Here is a 22,514-nt window from a genome sequence, read left to right on the forward strand (position 1 = left end):
TTCTAAATAAAACGAAGTCTATAGTGAAAATAGTAATCTTAGGACATATAGCTTAAAGCTTACAAATAATTAATACTTTTTTAGTTCACAGTAACGATAAAAGCAAAATGTCTATAATTAAAATATATAAAATATTGTAGATGTTGTTGACCTAATTTATAAAATGAACCAGCAAAAGCAAGAGGTCGATCCAGGAGTAGCTTACATACTATGGGCTTTTGGATTGATGGGATTTTGTGGTATTCACCGTTTTTATTCGGGTAAAATTACAAGTGGTTTAATCTATTTTTTTACCCTGGGTTTTTTTGGTTTTGGCCAGTTTGTCGATTTGTTTCTTATTCCTGGCATGACCAGAGAAAGGAATATGCGCCTATGGTATGAAGCGACGGTTGACGCTCGTAATAATAGTCCGCAAGTTAGTTTAGTCAAAGAAAATGAGCCGTTAGCAAAAACCGACCCCATGTTGATCTTGTTAAAAGCTGCTGCATCTCACAATAATGTCTTATCCATAGGTCAGGCAATGTTGGCTACAGAATTACCCTTGGAAGAAATTGAACGATTGTTAAATAAAGCTCTCAAGCAAAATCTGGCTCATGTTGATAATGACGAGCAAACAGGTGCGGTAAGATATTATTTCGACGTTTAATCCCGATCAGGCTTGTTGATAAGGATGATGCTCAATCCAATGCTGGGCAATATCTAGGCGACGGCAAATCCAAACCCGATCGTGAGTTTGAACGTAATCAATAAAGCGAGCTAAAGCAGCAATTCGTCCAGGTTTACCCACTAGTCTGGCATGAAGCCCCACTGACATCATTTTGGGTGCAGTTTTGCCTTCGGCATATAAGACATCAAAGGCATCTTTGAGATAAGTAAAGAAATCATTGCCGTTATTAAACCCAGGGGCGACGCAATATTTCATATCGTTGTTGTCTAGGGTATAGGGAATAACCAAATGAGGCCGATCTTCAACCGTTACCCAATAAGGCAAGTCATCATTATAAGCATCAGAATCATAAATAAAACCGCCTTCCTCTACAATTAAACGTCGAGTATTTAGACTGGGTGCGTAGCGACAATACCAACCCAAAGGGCGATCGCCTGTAAGCTTTTGGAGAGACGCTACGGCTTTTTTGATGTGTTCTCTCTCTTCGGCTTCATCTAATAGGTGGTAGCCAATCCAACGCCAACCATGACAGCAGATATCATATCCCGCCTTGGCGATCGCTTTAGCTGCTTCGGGGTTTCTTTCCAAGGCTAAGGCTGCACCAAAGATGGTTACCTGAATGTTTTTTTCGGCAAACAGACGCATCAACCGCCAAAATCCTACCCGACTGCCATATTCGTACACCGACTCTACCTGTAAATCTCGCATTCCTCGACCCATCGAAGAACCAGGAACTTCCCGCAGATATATCTCCGCCGTATCATCTCCATCGGGAATAGAATATTCTGAACCCTCTTCGTAATTTAGGACAATTTGTAGTGCTATTTTGGCATCATTTGGCCACTGTGGATGAGGTGGATTTGCGCCATAACCGATCAAATCGCGAGGATAAGACATAAATTGAGTCCAACATGAGTAGTAGCTACATAATTATTTTTACTCTTAAAGTGTGCTAAACAATCGTGCTAATTGATACATCTTTTTCACGACCAACTAATGTTTCCCGCCAAGGCGCGATCGCAATTTTTAAGTTGAAGCGGGCGATCGCTTAAGCCAGTATTTATAATTATCTTTGATTAAGTTTAAGATTATCGATAGAAACTTTTGCGCCAAATTGCCTAAATATAAAATTTTACAGCCAAATATACTAGCCGATCTGGTTCGGTCATCATCTTGGCTTTACATAACTTTTGGTTTTATTATCTAAATATAGCTCAAATGTATATTTCGCTACAGAAAGGAGATGAATATGTCTATCAATAAAAAAGCAATCGGTAAATATCAAGGCTGGACTAATCAAAAACGGATTGATCTGAGTCGAAATCTGGGTCAAGCTTACTGTCTTGGATTAAGTGACGATAAATTCCAACAGAAAGCAGATTCTTGGAATGCACAAAAATATATCAACATGAGTAGAAGCTTAAGTTCTACCTATGGAATAGATTTCTAACCATAGCTGTAAAAGATTTTGTTGGGTTTCACGCTTTGTTCTAACGCCACTTGCAGAAGACGGACGATACCTCGGCGACGCAGTGGCTCCCCAACCTACTACCACCTCTAGGCTAAAATGCTGGGCTGATTCCCCCAAGCTTGGCGAGCGACCCCCTAAAGGGTTAGGGGGCTGAAAATAATTTTAATACCCAATAAATTAGCTTAGACGCACTACTACTAAGTCTGTTATTACTTTTGAGAAATGGTATTAGATCGTATTCACTTCAATAACCAGCAACAAACTTAGTAAGTGAACGCCAGCAAAAAAAAGGTTGGCGTAGTTGCCAACCTTTTTCAAACTGTTACGAAATTTGTAAATCTGTTATTTTAGCCCCCTGCAACAGCAGGAACGATACTGACTTCATCACCATCGCTTAATGCGGTATTCGTACCTTCCAAGAAACGAATATCTTCACTGTTGACATAAAGATTTAAAAAACGACGGGGTTTACCAGTTTCATCACAAATGCGAGCTTTAATTCCAGGACAATTGGTTTCTAAAGCGTCGATTAATTCATCAATATTGCCACCGTTACACTCGATGGTTGCTTGATTATTGGTAAATTTTTGCAGCGGAGTCGGAACTAATACTTTGACGGTCATGATCTGTAAAAAGTGAATAGAACGTGAGTGGTTCAACCATTTATTAGATTTATTTGCTGGAAAAACAATAAATGGTCAACAAATAATTATCGAGTCTAGAAGTAGCAGCTCTAATATTTACTGTTAGTTAATCTATCAAAGCTTATCGGAGCGACTAAACGCTAGTTTGCTGCCATTCAAGACGTTCTAAAGTGCGAGAACGCTCTAGCGCACGCTCGAAACTATCTAGTTTGGGTTCGATAGTTAAAGGTTCGCCGACGTATCCCTGTATTGCTTCTTGAGTTTTTAAACCATTACCAGTAATATAAACAACTGTTTTTTCATCACTGTTGATTTTACCCGCTTCAACAAGTTTTTTAAGCACGGCAATAGTAGTACCACCAGCAGTTTCCGTAAAAATACCTTCAGTTTCCGCTAACAGCTTCATTCCTGCAATAATTTCCGCATCGGTCACCGATTCGATATTACCATTGGTTTTACGAGCGATATCTAGAGCATAGTATCCATCAGCAGGATTACCGATCGCAATAGATTTGGCAATTGTATTCGGCTTAACAGGAGTAACAAAGTCTCTTCCTGTTTTAAATGCTTCAGCGATAGGAGAACAGCCTTCTGCCTGTGCGCCACTAAAGCGGACTGTTTTGTCTTCTACTAAGCCAACTTTAACAAATTCATTAAAGCCTTTATAGATTTTAGTAAACAGAGAACCAGAAGCTAACGGTGCAACAATATGATCTGGTAGTGACCAACCTAGTTGTTCTGCAACTTCATAACCCAGAGTTTTAGAACCCTCGGAATAGTAAGGACGAAGATTAATGTTGACGAAACCCCAGCCGTAGCTATTGCCAACCTCTGAGCAAAGACGATTTACTTGATCATAGTTGCCTTTAACCGCCATCACTGTAGGGTTGTAAATTAGCGTACCCATTATCTTACCTGCTTCTAAGTCCGCAGGAATAAAGACGCAACAGTCCATACCAGCATGAGCGGCGATCGCTGCTGTAGAGTTGGCTAAATTACCAGTACTAGCACAAGAAACAGTAGAAAATCCTAGTTCGCGTGCGCGAGTTAAAGCTACTGATACTACCCTATCTTTGAAGCTAAGGGTAGGCATATTTACGGCATCGTTTTTAATATAAAGATTTTTCAGACCCAAACGACGAGCCAAACGATTAGATTTGACTAGAGGAGTCATTCCTGTTCCTACGTCAATCGGATTTTCGCTTTCCACAGGCAAAAATGCCTTATAACGCCAGATGGAATTAGGCCCTGCTGCAATACTCTCTCGGCTTACTTGACGGCGAATTTCATCATAGTCGTAAGCAACTTCTAAAGGAGAAAAAGTTTGCTCACATACATTTAGAGCTTCTAGAGGATATTTTACGCCGCCCTCTTTTGATACCAAATTGGTAAAAGTACGTCCCTTTAAGGTTTTGATGGGTGTCTGAGTCATGGTTAAATATTTATTTCGTCAACAGTAGTTGGATACTATCACAGGCAAAAACAACGAGTCAAACATACCCGATAATTTTAGTCGGGATTAATAAACAGCATGATAATTTCAGCTTATTTTTTCTGAAAAAATAAGCTGAAACGCTAACTATATATAAACTAAAGCTTACTGAAGCTTATAGCTGTGGCTCGGATTATTATGTATGTTTGAGATATGTTTGAGTCGAAAATCACATATAGTTTTGAAATTCCAACAAAAAAAATTTAGTTAAAAATAATTAGCATTGCTAAGTACCTAGGCGAAACGGACGGCTTTAATTACACATTTGATTTTCGCTTTCCCCGATCTCAACTAGGAAATTTATTTTGCACGACTACTTATTGTGGTTAGAAGATTTACGACGTAACAAGCTTCTAATTAAAAGGATAAAAAGCGAAACCAAAAATAGATTAATTAAATAAGTTACAGCAATCAATAAGTTAGTACTCATATTTGATAACATTACATTAATAATAATTATAAATGTAAATAATTATTTATCTATCTAGCTTAGGTAAGAAGATCGCTTCAAATTGTGGTTATGGTTCAAATTAGAGCTTGGAAAATACTGTCTATAGATGATTAGGGATCGAGAAAATAGCTGTAATTTCTGATAAAATCTGGTTTTTCTCAATAGGTAATATTTAGCTTAGTTAGTTTGTGACTCAACTCTTTTGTGTAAAGAAGTAACAAGAATTATCCTCAAAATCGCATAATTGTTGAGGACGTACACATATCAATATTTTGCTTTGCCGATCGCGCTATATTCAAAGATAACCTCTACTACAATTTGATTCTTTATTTGTAGAGCTTTTAAGCATTTAATCATTCAATATTCGATCAAAGCAATATGACTTGGGTAAAAAGCCTGTGGAAATTTTCTCGTCCCCATACCATTATTGGTACCAGCCTTAGTGTTCTGGCACTGTATTTTATCTCCTTAGCCACGACTGGCAACAATGTTACACCACTGAATATAGAGCAGATGCTGGCGGTTTGGTTAGCCTGCATCTGTGGCAATATATATATAGTCGGGTTAAATCAACTTCACGATATTGAAATAGATCGGATTAATAAACCAGATTTGCCCTTGGCTTCAGGGAAATTGACGACTGCACAAGGTAGATTAATTGTTGGGTTTACTGGTATTTTAGGATTACTGATTGCAGCTTTATCAGGAAGATGGCTGTTTGCGACTGTAGCCGTTAGTTTAATCATTGGTACAGCTTATTCATTGCCACCAATACGCCTGAAGCAATTTCCCTTTTGGGCAGCTTTTTGCATACTTACGGTTAGGGGAGTTATTGTCAATATTGGACTGTTTTTACACTATGGCGACAAGCTAGATGGTAGAGAAGCATTAAATCCCTACGTTTGGACGCTGACTTTATTTATTTTGCTGTTCACAGTTGCGATCGCAATTTTCAAAGATGTCCCCGATCTAGAAGGAGACAAGCAATACAACATTAATACCTTTACTTTGGTTATCGGTAAACCAGCAGTATTCAATCTTTCCCGTGGGGTAATTACTGTTTGCTATTTTGGGATGGTAGTTGCAGGTTTGTTTTGGCTAACTTCTTTAAACGTCAGCTTTTTTGTCACCAGCCACATAATTTTATTAGGATTACTTTGGTGGCGTAGTCGCAATGTAGATTTATCAGAAAAAAGCGCGATCGCCGACTTTTATCAGTTTATCTGGAAGTTATTCTTTTTAGAGTATTTACTCTTCCCGATTGCCTGTTTTATTTAGCAGTCAATGCCAAGAGAATTCATTTGATTAACTAGCATCATTTGCCAGGGAATCAGTGATTTCTGTAGGCAAATTAGTATTCAAATTAACAATCTTTTGAATCAGATTAGAAATACAATCAGCCCGGCTCATAATCATCAAATGTCCACCCTTTTCAACGCTAAAATCTTCTCGAACAAACTGAAAGGGAAAAATGCGATCGCCTTCACCATGAATGTGATAAACATTATGAGGAATCAACTCATTTTTCCAGATAACAATCTGATGAATTGCCCATTTTACGAAATGCGCGTTAGTGTCAAACAAAATTGCATTTAATAATTTTCGCTCATCAATGGTTTCGATGCCAAAAAACCAACTTGCTATTATTTTACCAAACCAAAGCAATAGTTTTGCCGGTAATAAAAGATAGATTGGCAACCAACGAAACATTTTAAAATAGAAAGGTATTTCCTGTTTATTTTTAGTACTAGAAATTAAAATAACTTTTTCAGTATCTATTTGTTTGGCTATTTCGACAGCAATAATACCACCAAAAGACAAGCCAATTAATATTGGTCTTTCTAATTTTATTTGAGCAGTTAATCGTTGAGTATAATCAGCAATACTTTCTCTTTTTTTAGGCTCTAACCAATAAATATGCACGGGCTTATAACCCTGAAACTTTAAATTTTGAAAAACGCGCTCGTCTGCACCTAACCCGCTAAGACAATAAATATCTTTGAGAGCATTTTCCAATTTTTCTGTAGGGCTTTGTTGAGAATTTGCTGTTAAATCTGTAGTATCCATATCTAAATTTAATATCTATTAGATTATTACCGCTTTCAGCTAAATAATTCCGTAACAAGTAACAACTATAGAAATGGCAAACAATACCCAAGAAGATATTTAGTACTAAATCCGATTGATAAACTACTCTTGACCAAACATTGAACATTAAACATTGAGCATTGAGCATTAAACTTAGTATAAGTAGGTATAAATAGTTTGAAACCCTAATGCAGCATGACTTTTGCTACACGCCTCACTCTGAAGTGAGCTTTTTGCCATTTTCAGATTACAGCCAACTAAAGCTAAAGCCATAATAATTCTAGATAATATAATTTAGCTGTACCTCACTTTACAGGATGAATGAAAACTCCTCATAGTGGCTATCACTGGAATCAAATTACGCCACGCTATTTTGAAGGTTGGTATTTTCGTCTCACTTTACCTAAAATCGAGCAAACTTTCGCCTTCATGTATTCTTTTCAAGATCCTCTTGGCAAGAAGCCTAACAGTGGTGGTGCGGTGCAAATCTTAGGTATTGATGAAACATATCTTTGTCGCGCTTTTCCCGACGTGCAAAAGTTTTTTGCTGACAAATATAAATTAGCCTTGGGACATTGGGGTAAAACTAATCTTAAAACCAAAGCAAGACTGTTATCTCCTGCTCAATTTAGCAACTTTATTGTCGAGGGATATCAAGCAACCGCTAGTCTCAATCAAGGAAGCATCTACGATCCTGTCAGAAATGAATATTGCCATTGGGAATATCAAATCGAGCCTGTCTATGGCTGGGGAAACTCGCAACAACCTCAGCAATCAACCGCAGGCTGGTTATCTTCATTGCCTATATTTGAACCAGGATGGCAAGTTACTATGGCACATGGCGCAGCAACAGGTTGGATTGAGTGGCGTAATCAGCACTATCAATTTACTAATGCACCTGCCTATAGTGAAAAAAACTGGGGTGGCTCTTTTCCGCAAAAATGGTTTTGGCTTAACTGTAATAGTTTCGAGTCAGAAATAGACTTGGCTTTAACTGCGGGAGGAGGAATTAGACAAGTACTATGGTGGCAAGAAGAAGTGGCTCTAATTGGGATACATCACCAGGGGAAACTTTACGAATTTGCTCCTTGGAATTCTCAGGTAAGTTGGCAAATAGAGCCTTGGGGAAAATGGCGACTACAGGGAAAATCCGCTGAATATACGGTAACTCTCAGAGGAGAAACAGATTTACCAGGTATTTATGTGCGTACCCCAACAGCAAAGGGTTTGGTTTTTAACTGTCGAGATACAACAAGAGGCAAGCTAAGTTTATCATTATGCGATCGCACGGGAAAAACCATACTGGCAGCTAGTAGCAACTTAGCTGGCTTAGAAGTCGGTGGCGCAGCTTGGGAAAAGGCTTGGTCGGTTTTTCAGTAAATTTTGCTGCTTAGCTAAAGCACTATGATTAACTCTTGAAGAATGTTACCCTCATGGTCAGTAACCTCGAGTACTGACAAATTGCCTTTGATTCTCTCCTGATATTGATAGTTAAACTCTAAATGAAGATCGGTTTTTACAGTTTCTAGCTGACAAAATTGTTGAATAGTTAGGTTGCTCATAATCAAATCTTGATAGTAACTTTACTAAAACTTTATACTTGTGACTAGAGTTTAACCTCAAAAAAAATTGAATATTGTGATCTCAACCCCAAAGAAGCGCACAAGGCGTATCACGATCGCCTGGTATATTTTTAAAATCACGACAATGTCTTTTCGAGTAAATCTAGACAACACTTTTGGCAGCCACACAAATATTACTAAGTATTAAGAAAATCGAGTTTTTCCCCCTATATTGACTGATTGTAGTTACAACCATTAGTGTTCCCAGTAGCGTGACTGTCAACTAGTACAAAAATACTATTTACCTTACCGAGTCAAAGCCTTAGTTCATGGTTCATATAAAGCGCGTTGAACTGTCCCACTTTAAATCTTTCGGTGGCACAACAAAAGTTCCTATATTACCTGGTTTTACCGTAGTTTCGGGGCCAAATGGGTCAGGAAAGTCAAATATCTTAGATGCGCTGCTGTTTTGTTTAGGTTTAGCGAGTTCCAAGGGAATGCGTGCCGATCGCTTGCCCGACTTGGTTAATAATAAACAGATTAGCAATGGTAAAGCTGCGGAGGCTGTTGTCTCTGTTACCTTTGATTTAACTGATTTAGGTGACTTGTCAGATGTGGTGACAACAGTTACTGATGCTCAAGATTTAACTCTTATTTCCTCCACCGAAGAGTTGCCAGCAGCTATGGAAGATGGCTGTGCTGAAAACGGCAATAGTAATAGTAATAGTAATGGTCATTTTGAAGCAGAAATAAATCCAGAAGTTGAAGACGAATCACAAAGCACCGCAGTAGATCGAGACGATCAGAAAATTATCGCGATCGCCAATGGAAATAGTCTGGAGTGGAAGATAACGCGGCGGTTGCGGGTAGGAAAAAATGGTAACTATACCTCGACGTTTTATATTAACGGAGAAGTATCTACAGCAACGGAAGTTCACGAACAGCTACAAAAACTAAGGGTTTATCCAGAAGGCTATAACGTAGTGTTACAGGGTGACGTTACCAGCATTATTACGATGAATTCCAGAGAAAGACGCGAGATTATCGATGAATTAGCGGGAGTAGCAGCATTTGACCGTAAAATTGAGCAAACGCGCAAGACGCTGGATAAGGTACAGGAAAGAGAAGAAAAATGCCATATTATTGCTCAAGAATTGATTGCTAATCGCGATCGCCTGGCAGCAGATCGAGTCAAGGCGGAAAAATACCGCCAGTTAAAAGAAAATGTCCAGGAGAAGAAGAATCAGGAAAAAGTTTTAATTTGGCGATCGCTTACGCAACAACAGCAGGAGTTACAGAAGAAGTTTACGGCTGGGGAAGCAGAAGCGGTACGCTTAACCGATAATATTGCCAAGTTAGATACGGCAGTTAAAGAACAGAGTGAAAAGCTAGAAAATCTTAATGCTCAAGTCAAAGCCTTGGGTGAGGATGAACAGCTATCGGTAGCTTCAGAGTTAGCTACCCAGAAAGCTAAACAGCTAACTCTACAGCAAAAGCAGGGGGAATTAAATAATACCAGCCAGCAGAAACAGCTTAACTTGGTACAAACTCAGCAAAATTTAGAACAGTACCAGCAGGAAATCAAGCAGCTTGGCAAAGAGAAAGACAGGTTAGAAGATGAGACTATTCCCTTACTAAGCAAAAATGCGCTCGCAGCCAGACAAACCGTTAGTCAGAGTAAAGAAAATGCTAATGCGATCGCCGAAGCTTCAGAGGCTTGGGTACAAGAACAAGCAACTCTTTCTCGTCAAGCCGCGATAATTCAAGAAATTTTAAATCCTCAGCGTACCGAACAAGCTAGGATTAGCGAAAGATCTAATCAGCTAGATCATACTATTCGAGAACAAACCCAGTCTTTAGCAGCAGTAGACGCAGAATTAAACACCAAGCAAAGTGAATACGATTCCCTTTTCAGTAAAGTAGCCACAGAACAAGCTCATGTCCAAGAAATTGCTCAACAGCTAGCCGAAGCAGAAGGCGATCGCTCTTTGCAGCAGGAAACTCAACAGCGTTTGTTAAAAGAACAGCGAGATAAGCAACGAGAACTAGACAAGCTAGAGGCTAAAACCCAAGCACAACAAGAAGTTCAGGGAACTTACGCCAGCAAGATTATTCTTAACTCCAACCTATCAGGGGTAGAAGGGTTAGTAGTACAGTTAGGACAGGTAGAAGAGCGTTACCGATTAGCTTTGGAAACCGCTGCGGGGGGGAGATTGGGATTTATTGTAGTGGAAAGCGATCGCGTTGCTGCACAAGGTATTGAATTATTAAAAAGAGAACGAGCAGGGAGAGCAACCTTCTTACCTTTAAACAAGATTCAAGCACCGCATCTTGGTAACATGGCGACTATGCGCTTTGGTAGTGGTTTTGTCGATCTGGCAGTAAATCTAGTTGAGTGCGATCCTCGCTATGAGGATATCTTTGCCTATGTCTTTGGCAATACCGTAATATTTGACAACTTAAATAATGCTCGTTCCCAGCTAGGAAAACATCGCATTGTTACCTTAGAAGGAGAAATCTTAGAAGTCAGTGGCGCAATGACTGGGGGAAGTCAATCTAGTCGTTCTAGTCTGCATTTCGGTGGTGCTGCTAACCGTGAATCTGGACAAGTAGAAGTATTAAAAGAGCGTTTGGCAGAAATAGAGCGCATCTTAAACAACTATGACCAAACAATAGCAAATCAAATCGCGCAAATCAAGGATTTGGCAGAAGAGTTAACCGAAGCCAGACAGTTAGGTAGAGATAATAAAATCTTGTCCGAACAGTTAGAAAAAGATTTGAAACGTCTAACTGGTCAACGGGAATTATTAATTAATCAACTACACACTAATCGTCAGGAAAGAGATAAGATTCAATCCCGTTTGTTAATATTAAATCGAGAAATTCCCGAACAAGAAGCTAGATTACAGGAGTTACAGCAGCAGCTAAAAGTATTAGAAGAATCTCATTCTCAGAGCGAATGGCAACAGGTACAAACAGTAATTACCAGCCAGGAAGAACAGCTACAGCTAGAGGAACGAACTTTAAGACAGGCAGAAACTCAACTATTAGAATTGACTAATAGATATCAAAGATTACAGGAAAAAATAAGCGAAGCAGAACAAAATATTGTTTTGCTAAATGACGACCAAGCAGCAATCAAACAACAACAGGCGACAATTAGCAATCAACTAATCGAAATTGCTCAGAAAATTATTATTGCCGAAGCAGAATTAGAACAACTTTCAGCCAAACTTGGAGAAACTAAACAAGAACGCGATCGCTTGGAAACTCAGCTAAAACAGTTGCGCGAGCAGCATCAAAAACAAGCTTGGCAACTAGAAAAACTTCAGACAACACAACAGGAAAGACAAGCAACTCTCCAAACCTTACAGCAACAAATAGCCGAACATGAAGCAGAATTACCCAATCCAATTCCCCAAATTCCGCAGTTGGTTAACGAAGATGCGATCGAGGCAGGAGAATCAATAACCTTTGCCAATCTTCAAGAACAAATAGAACAGCTACAAAGACAGATACGTAACGGAGAAAAACGCCTTGAAGCAATGGAACCTGTCAATATGTTGGCGTTGGAAGAATATGAAAAAACTGAGGCTAGATTACAAGAACTATCCCATAAATTAGATACTATCGAAGCTGAAAGAACCGAATTGTTAATGCGTGTAGAGAAATTTACTACTCTGCGTTTGCGAGCGTTTAAAGAATCTTATGATGCCGTAAATGAAAACTTCCAGAAAATATATGCTGAACTCTCTGATGGTGATGGACATCTACAGCTAGAAGATAAAAACGATCCTTTCAACGGAGGTTTAAATCTGGTTGCTCATCCCAAAGGTAAGCCCGTACAAAAGCTAAGTTCCATGTCTGGGGGAGAAAAATCTTTAACTGCACTTGGCTTTATCTTTTCTCTACAAAAATATCGACCTTCCCCTTTCTATGCCTTTGATGAAGTAGATATGTTTCTCGATGGTGCAAACGTCGAAAAGCTATCCCGCATGGTGAAAAAACAAGCACAGTCGGCACAGTTTATTGTCGTAAGTCTACGTCGTCCAATGATTGAAGCCTCAGAAAGAACTATCGGCGTTACCCAAGCCAGAGGCGCACATACTCAGGTGTTGGGAATTAAGATGAAGTAATTCTGAATAGATCGAAGCAGCAGATATTAAAACTGTTTATTTTCGCGATCGCGCCACTCATATTAAATTTTTAGCGTTGCACAATTGGGATGATTCTTTTTCTAAGGTTTATCTAGAACGAAATTTAAGCGAATTTTCAGACAGTACTCAGTTTAAAAAAGCACGATTGATTATGTAATCTCAATAGGAATGGAACAAATGAAGCTGGACATAGTCGATCGCTTGCCTAATACACTAAAAAATAGTGCGATCGCTCAAAATGTGTCGCAAGGAGAAAGATTGTTTTGTAAAGGAGATCGTGCTAACTATTTATATTTAATTCAACAAGGACGTTTTCAAGAGGTTAGCTATCCCGATAACCATAAAATGGCAGTTTTACAAACACTCAATCGGGGAGAAACTTTAGGAGAAACCAGCTTATTTTTTGAAACCTACCATACTAGCGCGATCGCCAAAACTGAGGCTCGAGTTATTGCCTATCCGAAGTCAATAGTCTTAGCCAGCCTCGAACAATCCCCTTTAGTTATTGAAGCAACCTTAGAGATATTAAGCCAAAAAATATCTCAATTACAGATGCGTTTAGAATGGCGGAACATTTCTCTTGCCGATCGCCGAGTCTTAAAGTACTTGAAATACAATTTGGAAAAACTATCAAAAGACGCTGAAGACGCTAAAACCACTACCTTAAAAGCTCCACTTCAGGAAATTGCTGCGGAGTTAGGTTTGATTCCTGGAACTTTATCTATAGCTTTAGCCAAACTAGAAGCAGAGCAAATGATTACCAGCGACAATAATCGCATTACTTTGCCTAATACTGTTACTAAACCCAAACTTCGTCAATATTATGGCGGACTACCGAAATACAAACTCAAGCAGGCTACAGATTATATTGATACTCATCTTAATGAAAATATTAAAGTCTTCGATCTCGCTAATATTGTGAACATCAGTCAATATTACTTTTGTCATCTTTTTAAACAATCAACGGGGATTTCTCCCTATCAATACATAATTCAGCAACGAATTGCCAAAGCTAAAAAGCTACTAAAACAAAGAAAGCTTTCACTTGTAGAAGTGGCTTTAGAATGTGGATTCACTTCCCAATCTCAAATGACACAGCACTTTCGTAGATGTGTAGGATTAACACCAAATGTTTATCGCAATATGGAGTAGCCCCTCATTCAATTATTTCTATCAATAAACAAGAATGCAATAGCGATCGCAAAAATCAGCAAGAATTATTCCAGCCAATCCAAGTATATTCATTTCCAACAAACTTTTGGTTTGTTGACCACAGCAATTATTCACAGGAATTAAAATTATGAACTCAAAATTAATGCTAATGCTAAAGTCGGCAACTATTTCTTTAATCTGCTTAGGTGCGATCGTAAATCTATCTCAAACTAGTCAAGCTAGCTTTACTTCCAAATCAGCAAATAACAACCTAGAACACTCTGGGGTTCTAATATCTCAAACAGCTCTAATGTCTGGTGAGTTTGTGGCAGCAGAAGCACCCACAACAGGCAAAGCGAAAATTGTTGATCAAAACGGACAAAAGTATCTTGAAATCGATTCAGCCTTTAGCACTAACGACCAAGCACCCGACTTACAGATCTTATTAGACACCATATCAGAAGCACCTGCAAAATATGAAGGTACTGACTCGACTCGATATCTTAATTTAGGCGGAATACAAAGCGTTACTGGCGCGCAACGATATCCGATTCCCGACTTCGTCGATCCTTCGCAATTCCAATCGGTAGTTGTTTGGTGTCGTATGGCTAACGCGACTATGGGTTATGCACCTTTAATAACTGATAGTAGTGCCAGTGTTAACTAAAATTACAAACTGCAATCGTGACTTATCCTTATCTCTTGAAATGACTCAAAGATGAAAAAATTATTTGTTGGTACTTTATCTGCTTTAGCTATTGCTGGCGTTACCTTAACTGGATTTTCTCCCAAAGCAGGAGCAGTTTTACAGATGAACTTTACTGCACCTTTTATCTCTAATTCTGGACTTGCCAATGCAGTAGGAAGCGAACATTACTTTACCGTTTTTATAACCAGCTTGCCGTTAGAGGGACTTATAGTAAATATTCCCAATGAAATGCGAATTCTTAATGGTGCAACAGTAGAAGACGGTGATGGTAACGAAATTGCTACCAAAGTGACTACAGAAGAAAACACTCTCGAACTTGCTTTTAGCGAACCAGTAGAGCCTGAGACTTACTTAACTGTAAAATTAGATGGTGTCGAAGTGCCTACCATGGGGGACGGCGGTTTTGCTACATATCGAATCTTTGGAATGTGGTCAGGTTTAGATGGCACAATTCCTATCGGTACGGCGCAAGTAAGGCTACAAGACAAAACCTAAATCCGATCATTAGTAATAGGTAGGCGTTTCTTTTGGTGCTGTTGAGGCAGGGCAGTTGTCTGAAACAACTTTCACAAGCAGCGCCAAGGCAAAGAGAGTATCTTGCCATTCTCCTCACAAAATGTATCTCAACTATATTACTTAATTAAATATTAATGAGCAAAACAAATTTTTGACAAAGTTAAGTTGCTTTAGTGACGGGGGTAGCTCTGGTATTGGGGCGGGAGTGGCGATCGCTAAAGCCATTGCAGGAGCAAAAGTAGTAGTTAATTATGCTCGTAGTGCTAAAGGTGCAGATGAGACAGTGAGTAAGATTGCTGCTTTAGGAGGTGAAGCAATTGCTGTTTAGGCTGATGTTAGTCAAGAAGAAGTTAAAGTTATGTTCGACGCTGCGATCTCAAGTTATGGGGCAGTAGATATTTTAGTTAGCAATGCAGGTTTACAGCAAGATTTTTCTTTAGTAGAGATGTCCTTTAGAAGCATGGAATAAAGTTATTAGTATTAATTTAACAGGACAGTTTCTCTGCGCGCGAGAAGCAGTAAAAGAATTTATGCGTCGAGGAATTGTTCCCGAACGTTTTTGTGCGATGGGCAAGATCATCTGTATGAGTTCGGTACACGAAACTATACCCTGGGCTGGTCATTGCAACTATGCAGCCTCCAAAGGCGGAGTGATGATGTTGATGAAAAGTATAGCGCAAGAACTAGCACCTCAAAAGATTCGCGTTAACAGTATTGCCCCAGAAGCGATTAAAACTCCGATTAATTAAGAGGCTTAGGATACTCCTGAAGCGGAAGCAAAGTTATTAGAATTGATTCCCTATAAACGAGTCGGCGATCCTTGAGATACTGGTAACGCTGCTGTTTGGCTGGCTTCGGATGCCTCTGACTATGTTAATGGTATTACCTTGTTTTTTGATGGTGGAATGACTTTGTATCCAGGGTTTACGACTAATGGGTAAGTTTTTTGACTAGCGAGTAGCGAGTTTTTTAATAATGAAGAATTGGCGGGAGTATCTAATAGAAGCTTGGGGGTTAGGTAGTTTTATGGTGGCTGCGGGGGTGGTGACCCTTTTGGAGTCGTCTGATTATCTATTACAGCAGATATTTCATGCTTTTATCCGACGGGTAATTATCGGCATAGCGATGGGATTAACGGCGATCGCCATTATCTATTCTCCCTGGGGAAGCTGACAAAAGCCTACAGAAAATATGTTTTTGGGTATCGAGCATACGGCGATCGCTATTTCTGATACGGAAACCAGCTTGAATTTTTATAGGGATTTATTAGGATTAGAATTAGCAGGAAAAAGTGAAAACTATGGCACAGAACAAGAACACCTGAATAATGGCTAATGGCTAATGGCTAATGGCTAATGGCTAATCGGATTCCTCTTCTTGTTTAATTAAATACTTTTCAACAAAAAAAATGAGTATAAAATTTGGTCGAGAAGTCTGCGGTAATTTAGAAATATCAGAACACCGAGAATGGTTAGTAACCAACGGGATTGGCGGTTATGCTTCTGGTACGGTATCGGGATTGTTAACCAGATGCTATCACGGTTTGTTGTTGGCTACTCTCAAGCCACCTTTGGGCATAACTCTATTGTTAACCAAACTTGATGAAACTGTTGTCTATGGTGATGTTGCTTATCCTTTACATACTAACCGTTGGGCGGATGGCACTATTGCACCTCATGGTTATCAACAGCTAGAAAGATTTTATCTCGAAGGAACAACTCCTGTATGGGTTTATGCTTGCGGCGATGCGTTAATCGAAAAGCGAGTTTGGATGCAGCAGCAAGAAAATACTACCTATATTCAATATAAAATGCTGCGTGGTAGTCAACTATTAACCTTATCTCTCAAAGCTTTAGTTAATTATCGCGATCGCCATAGTAGTACTCGTAATAGCGATCGGCCTTATGAAATTGTTAATCAACAACAGGGTATCAAAATTAAAGCATTTGCTGATGCGACTAGTTTGTATCTGTCTAGTGTCAAAAATCAAGAGGTAATTGCTTGGCAAATTAATCATGTCTGGTACAAAAATTTTGCTTTAGCAGTAGAAAAGTATCGAGGTTTGAATAGTATTGAGGATCATTTGTATGCAGGAAATTGTCGGGTTTCTCTCCAATCTGAAGAGTCGGTAACTATAGTTGCCAGTACTAAAGATGGAGACAATAGGGAACGAGACGCTGAGAAAAAAGGCAAAAGAGAACAAAAGTTAATCGCTCTTTTCAGCGATCGCCATCAGCCTAAAGTTATCCCCAGTTGGATTCAGCAATTAGTTGTAGCCGCGGATCAGTTTATCGTCGATCGCCCCATAGCAGATGTTCCTCAAGGTAAAACAATTATTGCTGGTTATCCTTGGTTTGGCGACTGGGGTAGAGATACTATGATTAGCTTACCAGGATTAACTCTAACCACAGGTCGTTTTGAGGTGGCTAAGGTTATTCTACGTACTTTTGCTAAATACATCGATCGGGGAATGCTGCCTAATGTGTTTCCCGATCGAGGAGAAACCCCAGAATATAATACTGTTGATGCTAGTCTGTGGTTTTTTGAAGCAATTAGGGATTATTTGGCTCATACGGGCGATAAACGGCTATTAATTGAGCTATTTCCTGCTTTAGTCGAGATTATTGACTGGCATCGTCGGGGAACTCGCTACAATATTCATCTAGACTCCGATGGGTTAATTTATGCAGGAGAAAAGGGAGTTCAATTAACTTGGATGGATGCCAAGGTTGGCAATTGGGTAGTTACGCCTCGTATTGGTAAACCTGTGGAGATAAATGCCCTTTGGTACAATGCTTTAATTATTATGTCCCAATTTGCTAGCTATCTAGGTAAGTCGGAGAAGGAATATTTAGAGATGGCAGCTAAAACTAGAGAGGGGTTTCAACGTTTTTGGCATCCAGATTTACAATACTGTTATGACGTTTTAGATACTCCCGCTGGTAATGATGATTCTCTGCGCCCTAATCAAATTTTTGCCGTATCTTTACCAGCAATGAGTATAGGTAAAAACTTGTCTTTGGGCGCAAGCCTTGCGCCTCTACTTGACGATCGACAACAAAAACAGGTAGTCGATCTTGTCTCACGACGTTTGTTAACTTCTTATGGATTGCGATCGCTTTGTCCCAATCATCCTGATTACGTTGGCATCTACGGAGGCGATCGTTTACAGCGAGATCGGGCATATCATCAGGGTACAGTCTGGGGCTGGTTAATCGGTCATTTTGTTCAGGCACATCTGAAGGTATATCAAAACCCAGAAGTATGTAAGTCGTTTCTTGAACCAATGTCGGAACATCTTGCAGCAGCCTGCGTTGGTAGTTTGAGTGAAATTTTTGATGCCGATGCGCCTTTTACTCCTCGAGGTGCGTTTGCTCAAGCTTGGACTGTGGCAGAGGTGTTGCGGGGATGGTTAATGGCTAATTGCTAATGGCTAATTGCTAATAGTTGATGGCTAATTGCTAATAGTTGATGGCTAATTGCTGATAGTTAGGTACAAGGCTAGCATTTAGTTTTTAGTTAGTAATGAAAGTAAATGAATCGGCCAAATTTTCAAAATTTACAGGTGTACAAATTATCGGAAAAATTAGCAGATGAAATTTGGAATATTGTACAAAACTGGGATTTTTTTGCGGAAGATACCGTAGGAAAACAGATTGTTCGCTCTGCTGACAGTGTAGGTGCAAACATTGCAGAGGGGGAAGGACGGTATAACTATCAAGACAATAAACGTTTTATCAAAATAGCTAGAGGTTCATTAAATGAGACAAGACACTGGTTAAGAAGGGCGTATTCAAGAAATCTATTAACCACAGACCAAATAAATATACTACAACCAATTGTTGATGAATTATCACCCAAACTCAATGCTTATCTAAACTCAATTGGTAAACAGAAATAACAACTGACCATTAGCTATTAGCTATTAGCTATTAACCATTAATAATGAATAAAGAATTAGAACGTTTACAAAATAAAGAATGGAAAAACTGGGGTCCTTATTTGAGTGAAAGACAGTGGGGGACGGTTAGAGAAGACTATAGTGAGTATGGTGCAGCTTGGGACTATTTTCCTCACGATCATGCGCGATCGCGTGCCTATCGTTGGGGAGAAGATGGTATTGCCGGCATTAGTGACTCTCAACAGCAGTTATGTTTTGCGATCGCCCTCTGGAATGAACAAGATCCAATTTTAAAGGAAAGATTGTTTGGTTTGACGGGTAATCAAGGCAATCACGGCGAAGATGTTAAGGAATACTACTTTTATCTCGATAGTACTCCGACTCACTCTTATTTGAAGTGCTTGTATAAATATCCCCAAGCGGCATATCCCTATGAATTATTAGTCAAGGAAAATCAAAGGCGATCGCGTTACGAATTGGAATATGAGTTATTAGATACTGGTGTTTTTGACGACAATCGTTATTTTGATGTCTTTGTTGAATATGCTAAAAATACGCCTGAAGATATCGTCATTCAAATTACGGCGATCAATCGTGGTACAGAGACTAAACCCCTACATATTTTACCTACTCTCTGGTTTCGCAATACTTGGTCTTGGCAACAAGATGCGGTTAAGCCCAATTTAAAAGTTTATGATATCAATGAAGAGTTTAGCGTAATTCAAGTTCATCAAAATAAATTGAGCGATCGCTGGTTGTATTGTGATGGCGTAGGGACATCCAATCTGTTATTCACGGAAAACGAAACTAATTATCAACGGCTGTTTAATGCTGACAATAATTCACCCTATGTCAAAGATGGCATCAATGATTATGTAGTGCATGGTGACAAAGATGCAGTAAATTCTCAGCAGTTAGGTACAAAATTCTCACCCCATTATGTTTTTAATCTAGGTGCGGGGGAAACTAAAGTAATTAAATTACGCCTTAGCGATACGGCTGATTTGACTCAACCTTTTAATCCAGAATTCAATGATGTTTTACAAACTAGAAAACAAGAAGCTGATGAATTTTATCAACAGGTAACTCCTTTTCCTGTTAGTGAAGCCGAACGCAATATTCAACGACAGGCGTTTGCGGGAATGCTGTGGAGTAAACAATATTATTATTATTGCATAGAAGAATGGCTTCAAGGCGATCCTAATAATCTGCCACCACCCCCAGCCCGTAAAGAAGGTAGAAATTATCAATGGAAGCATTTAGATAATGCCGAAATTATCTCTATGCCCGACAAGTGGGAATATCCCTGGTATGCTGCCTGGGATTTGGCTTTTCATGCTTTACCTTTAGCAGTGGTCGATCCTGAATTTGCCAAAGAACAATTAGATGTCATGACTCGCGAGTGGTATATGCACCCCAACGGACAGCTTCCCGCTTATGAATGGGCATTCGGTGATGTTAACCCTCCCGTTCATGCTTGGGCTACCTGGCGGGTGTATAAAATCGAACAAAAAATGTCTGGCAAGGGCGATCGCACTTTCTTAGAACGAGTTTTCCAGAAGTTATTGCTGAACTTTACCTGGTGGGTTAATCGTAAGGATGCTCAAGGTAATAATATCTTTGAAGGGGGTTTTCTCGGTTTAGATAATATCGGCGTATTCGATCGCAGCGCATCCTTACCTACAGGAGGCTATATCGAACAGGCTGATGGTACAAGCTGGATGGCAATGTACTGTCTTAATATGCTGACTATCGCTTTAGAACTAGCTTTAGAAAATCCCGTATACGAAGACATGGCAACTAAGTTCTTCGAGCATTTTATCTATATAGCTGATGCCATGACTCATATTGGCGAGGAAAATACTCAACTATGGGATGAATCAGATGGCTTCTTTTACGATGTCTTGCATCTTCCCGACAATAGCAGAGTTAGATTAAAAGTGCGATCGATGGTAGGTTTAATTCCCCTATTTGCCGTTACAACCCTCGAACCAGATTTACTCGAACGTCTGCCGAATTTTAAAGAAAGATTGGAATGGTTTATCAATAATCGTCCCCAACTCAAAAGCAATGTCGCCTGTATGGAAACAGAAGGGGTGGGTGCGAGACGAATGTTAGCCCTTTGTTACACTACTATCGATCGCTTTGAATCTCACGATCGGCTGCGTCAGATCCTCACCAAACTTTTAGCTGAAAATGAATTTTTGAGTGACTATGGCATTCGCGCCCTGTCTAAATATCATGGTTCACACCCATACACTTTTTATGTTGATGGGCAACAACACCGAGTAGATTACGAACCAGCGGAGTCTTCTAGCGGCTTGTTTGGCGGTAATTCTAACTGGCGTGGACCAATTTGGTTTCCCGTCAATTATCTGCTAATTGAATCTTTGCAACAATTTCATCACTATTTAGGAGATAATTTCCAAGTTGAATGTCCTACAGGTTCGGGTAACTGGCTTAATCTGTGGCAAGTTGCCGATGAGATTTCTCAACGATTAATCAAGATTTTTCTCGCCGACGAATTTGGAAAACGCCCTCTGTATGGAAATATTAAGCAATTTCAAACCGATCCTCATTGGCGCGATTTGATTCTGTTCTATGAATATTTTCACGGCGACAACGGCGCGGGAATTGGTGCATCACATCAAACTGGCTGGACAGGATTAATTGCCAAACTACTTCAACAACAGGCTGAATATTGAACACGAGGAAGCAAAGAATAACGTAAATATGTCCGGCGATTATTTTAATCACAATGATTTTTTAATTTACAGTAGGTTGATTAATTCGGCATTTTGTAGCAACCAAATCCAATCAATTTTGATGCCAAGGCAAATTAAATAATTAACTTTGTCTAAGCTGGTGGAACTTAGCTGAAAATATAGACATACTATAAAGGTAGTCTTATAGAGCATGAGTAGTTTACTATGAGAAACTTGAACTTCACTGACGACCTATATTGGACACCTCAAGCACAAGCAAAACTGAGAATGATTCCTTTTTTTGCTCGTCCTCAAGCACGCCAAAGAATTGAAGCAATTGCCCGTGCAGCAGAATTAGAAGAAGTAACTATTGAGATTGTAGAACAGGCTAGAGCAGAATTTGGACAATAATTTGATTTTTTTACGATGAGATTGCTGTTGCCTTGTCTAGCGAATTATGGCGATCGCGTGATAGAAGCAAGTATTAAGTAAAATAACGAAAAGACAACGCGATCTATATTGTTGTTCTAAATATACTTATGCTCCCAGTCTAGTATGGTAATTATAAAAAATAAAATTTAGCTTAAATTTTTCATTTTTGATGTCATCTATTATTCCTTCAATTGAGTTTTTCCAGGGTGTCGCCGAAGAATTGAACGGTGTCAGCTTGCGACGTAATAAAAATACTGGAATTCGCAATGTTTTGATGACCTTTGAATCTTTAAACGCTCTAGAAAGATTTAACAGCTTTACTAAAGGATCGGCTCAAAATTTAAGTCTGATTGATTCTGAAGGGCAAATTTTAGTATCGCCTAACTCGTTAAAAATGATTTTTGGTGGCGATCAGGGAAATGAACTTAGAAAAGTCGAATGCAAGTTTGATATCGAATCGGACAGTCATTGGGAAAGATTCACTCGTTTTATGAATCGTTATGCAGAAGCTAACGATATGGAATTTGGTACAAAATAAATAAACCGTTGTCGCTAATTTTAGTAACC

Annotated in this window: 21 protein-coding genes and 1 pseudogene; 17 read left to right on the top strand and 5 right to left on the bottom strand. The window is 39.3% G+C overall.

Translation table 11 applies throughout. The annotated features are described in order from the left end of the window. The first annotated feature begins 163 nt into the window (after nucleotides 1-163). The gene (locus V6C71_12910) at nucleotides 164-646 is read left to right on the top strand and encodes a TM2 domain-containing protein (GenBank protein HEY9769372.1); all 483 of its coding nucleotides are present in this window, start codon (nucleotides 164-166) and stop codon (nucleotides 644-646) included. 6 nt (nucleotides 647-652) lie between these two features. Here the strand turns inward: V6C71_12910 and puuE are convergent, their stop codons facing one another. Further along, nucleotides 653-1,564, bottom strand: coding sequence for an allantoinase PuuE (gene puuE, locus V6C71_12915; protein HEY9769373.1), 912 nt, complete (start codon nucleotides 1,562-1,564; stop codon nucleotides 653-655). 352 nt (nucleotides 1,565-1,916) lie between these two features. Here puuE and V6C71_12920 point away from each other — a divergent pair, with 352 nt between their 5' ends. Continuing rightward, the gene (locus V6C71_12920) at nucleotides 1,917-2,117 is read left to right on the top strand and encodes a hypothetical protein (GenBank protein ID HEY9769374.1); all 201 of its coding nucleotides are present in this window, start codon (nucleotides 1,917-1,919) and stop codon (nucleotides 2,115-2,117) included. A 368-nt stretch (nucleotides 2,118-2,485) separates the two neighbouring features. On the opposite strand, the gene V6C71_12925 is transcribed toward V6C71_12920, so the two are convergent. Both V6C71_12925 and thrC read right to left on the bottom strand, forming a co-directional pair. Beyond that, nucleotides 2,486-2,761, bottom strand: coding sequence for a MoaD/ThiS family protein (locus V6C71_12925; GenBank protein ID HEY9769375.1), 276 nt, complete (start codon nucleotides 2,759-2,761; stop codon nucleotides 2,486-2,488). Between the two features lie 154 nt (nucleotides 2,762-2,915). Continuing rightward, nucleotides 2,916-4,214, bottom strand: coding sequence for a threonine synthase (gene thrC / locus V6C71_12930; protein HEY9769376.1), 1,299 nt, complete (start codon nucleotides 4,212-4,214; stop codon nucleotides 2,916-2,918). An 889-nt stretch (nucleotides 4,215-5,103) separates the two neighbouring features. On the opposite strand from thrC, the gene V6C71_12935 reads away from it, so the two are divergent. Then, nucleotides 5,104-6,003, top strand: a complete 900-nt coding sequence (locus V6C71_12935) for a homogentisate phytyltransferase (protein ID HEY9769377.1) — start codon at nucleotides 5,104-5,106, stop codon at nucleotides 6,001-6,003. A 27-nt stretch (nucleotides 6,004-6,030) separates the two neighbouring features. Here the strand turns inward: V6C71_12935 and V6C71_12940 are convergent, their stop codons facing one another. Continuing rightward, nucleotides 6,031-6,792: an alpha/beta hydrolase gene (locus V6C71_12940; protein HEY9769378.1), complete on the bottom strand. Its 762-nt coding sequence runs from the start codon at nucleotides 6,790-6,792 to the stop codon at nucleotides 6,031-6,033. Nucleotides 6,793-7,134: 342 nt separating this feature from the next. Between V6C71_12940 and V6C71_12945 the strand changes: the two genes are divergently transcribed. After that, on the top strand, nucleotides 7,135-8,193 hold the full coding sequence (locus tag V6C71_12945; GenBank protein ID HEY9769379.1) for a tocopherol cyclase family protein: 1,059 nt from the start codon (nucleotides 7,135-7,137) through the stop codon (nucleotides 8,191-8,193). A gap of 14 nt (nucleotides 8,194-8,207) precedes the next feature. Here the strand turns inward: V6C71_12945 and V6C71_12950 are convergent, their stop codons facing one another. Then, the gene (locus V6C71_12950) at nucleotides 8,208-8,375 is read right to left on the bottom strand and encodes a hypothetical protein (GenBank protein ID HEY9769380.1); all 168 of its coding nucleotides are present in this window, start codon (nucleotides 8,373-8,375) and stop codon (nucleotides 8,208-8,210) included. 329 nt (nucleotides 8,376-8,704) lie between these two features. On the opposite strand from V6C71_12950, the gene smc reads away from it, so the two are divergent. From smc to psb28, 13 genes and pseudogenes are all read left to right on the top strand, one after another. After that, on the top strand, nucleotides 8,705-12,511 hold the full coding sequence (smc, locus tag V6C71_12955) for a chromosome segregation protein SMC (protein HEY9769381.1): 3,807 nt from the start codon (nucleotides 8,705-8,707) through the stop codon (nucleotides 12,509-12,511). A gap of 189 nt (nucleotides 12,512-12,700) precedes the next feature. After that, on the top strand, nucleotides 12,701-13,684 hold the full coding sequence (locus tag V6C71_12960; GenBank protein HEY9769382.1) for a helix-turn-helix domain-containing protein: 984 nt from the start codon (nucleotides 12,701-12,703) through the stop codon (nucleotides 13,682-13,684). A gap of 148 nt (nucleotides 13,685-13,832) precedes the next feature. Then, on the top strand, nucleotides 13,833-14,351 hold the full coding sequence (locus V6C71_12965) for a DM13 domain-containing protein (GenBank protein ID HEY9769383.1): 519 nt from the start codon (nucleotides 13,833-13,835) through the stop codon (nucleotides 14,349-14,351). A 51-nt stretch (nucleotides 14,352-14,402) separates the two neighbouring features. Beyond that, nucleotides 14,403-14,888: a hypothetical protein gene (locus V6C71_12970; GenBank protein ID HEY9769384.1), complete on the top strand. Its 486-nt coding sequence runs from the start codon at nucleotides 14,403-14,405 to the stop codon at nucleotides 14,886-14,888. Between the two features lie 172 nt (nucleotides 14,889-15,060). After that, nucleotides 15,061-15,237: a hypothetical protein gene (locus tag V6C71_12975; protein HEY9769385.1), complete on the top strand. Its 177-nt coding sequence runs from the start codon at nucleotides 15,061-15,063 to the stop codon at nucleotides 15,235-15,237. Nucleotides 15,238-15,388: 151 nt separating this feature from the next. Continuing rightward, a pseudogene (locus tag V6C71_12980) lies at nucleotides 15,389-15,850 on the top strand (SDR family oxidoreductase). A 34-nt stretch (nucleotides 15,851-15,884) separates the two neighbouring features. Beyond that, a complete protein-coding gene (locus V6C71_12985) occupies nucleotides 15,885-16,082 on the top strand; it encodes a hypothetical protein (GenBank protein ID HEY9769386.1) in 198 nt (65 codons plus the stop codon). A gap of 18 nt (nucleotides 16,083-16,100) precedes the next feature. Further along, a complete protein-coding gene (locus tag V6C71_12990) occupies nucleotides 16,101-16,244 on the top strand; it encodes a VOC family protein (GenBank protein ID HEY9769387.1) in 144 nt (47 codons plus the stop codon). A 73-nt stretch (nucleotides 16,245-16,317) separates the two neighbouring features. Continuing rightward, a complete protein-coding gene (locus V6C71_12995) occupies nucleotides 16,318-18,339 on the top strand; it encodes an amylo-alpha-1,6-glucosidase (GenBank protein HEY9769388.1) in 2,022 nt (673 codons plus the stop codon). Nucleotides 18,340-18,444: 105 nt separating this feature from the next. Next, nucleotides 18,445-18,810 (top strand): four helix bundle protein, encoded by a 366-nt coding sequence (locus tag V6C71_13000; GenBank protein ID HEY9769389.1) that lies wholly within the window; start codon nucleotides 18,445-18,447, stop codon nucleotides 18,808-18,810. Nucleotides 18,811-18,854: 44 nt separating this feature from the next. Further along, the gene (locus V6C71_13005) at nucleotides 18,855-21,515 is read left to right on the top strand and encodes a hypothetical protein (protein ID HEY9769390.1); all 2,661 of its coding nucleotides are present in this window, start codon (nucleotides 18,855-18,857) and stop codon (nucleotides 21,513-21,515) included. A gap of 225 nt (nucleotides 21,516-21,740) precedes the next feature. After that, nucleotides 21,741-21,926 carry a PCP reductase family protein gene (locus tag V6C71_13010; protein ID HEY9769391.1) on the top strand — a complete coding sequence of 62 codons (186 nt, stop codon included), beginning with the start codon at nucleotides 21,741-21,743 and terminating at the stop codon, nucleotides 21,924-21,926. 190 nt (nucleotides 21,927-22,116) lie between these two features. Beyond that, entirely contained in the window at nucleotides 22,117-22,485 is a 369-nt protein-coding gene (gene psb28 / locus V6C71_13015) for a photosystem II reaction center protein Psb28 (GenBank protein HEY9769392.1), read from the top strand. The last annotated feature ends 29 nt before the right edge of the window (nucleotides 22,486-22,514 follow it).

The sequence above is a fragment of the Coleofasciculaceae cyanobacterium genome (assembly GCA_036703275.1).
Classification (GTDB): domain Bacteria; phylum Cyanobacteriota; class Cyanobacteriia; order Cyanobacteriales; family Xenococcaceae; genus Waterburya.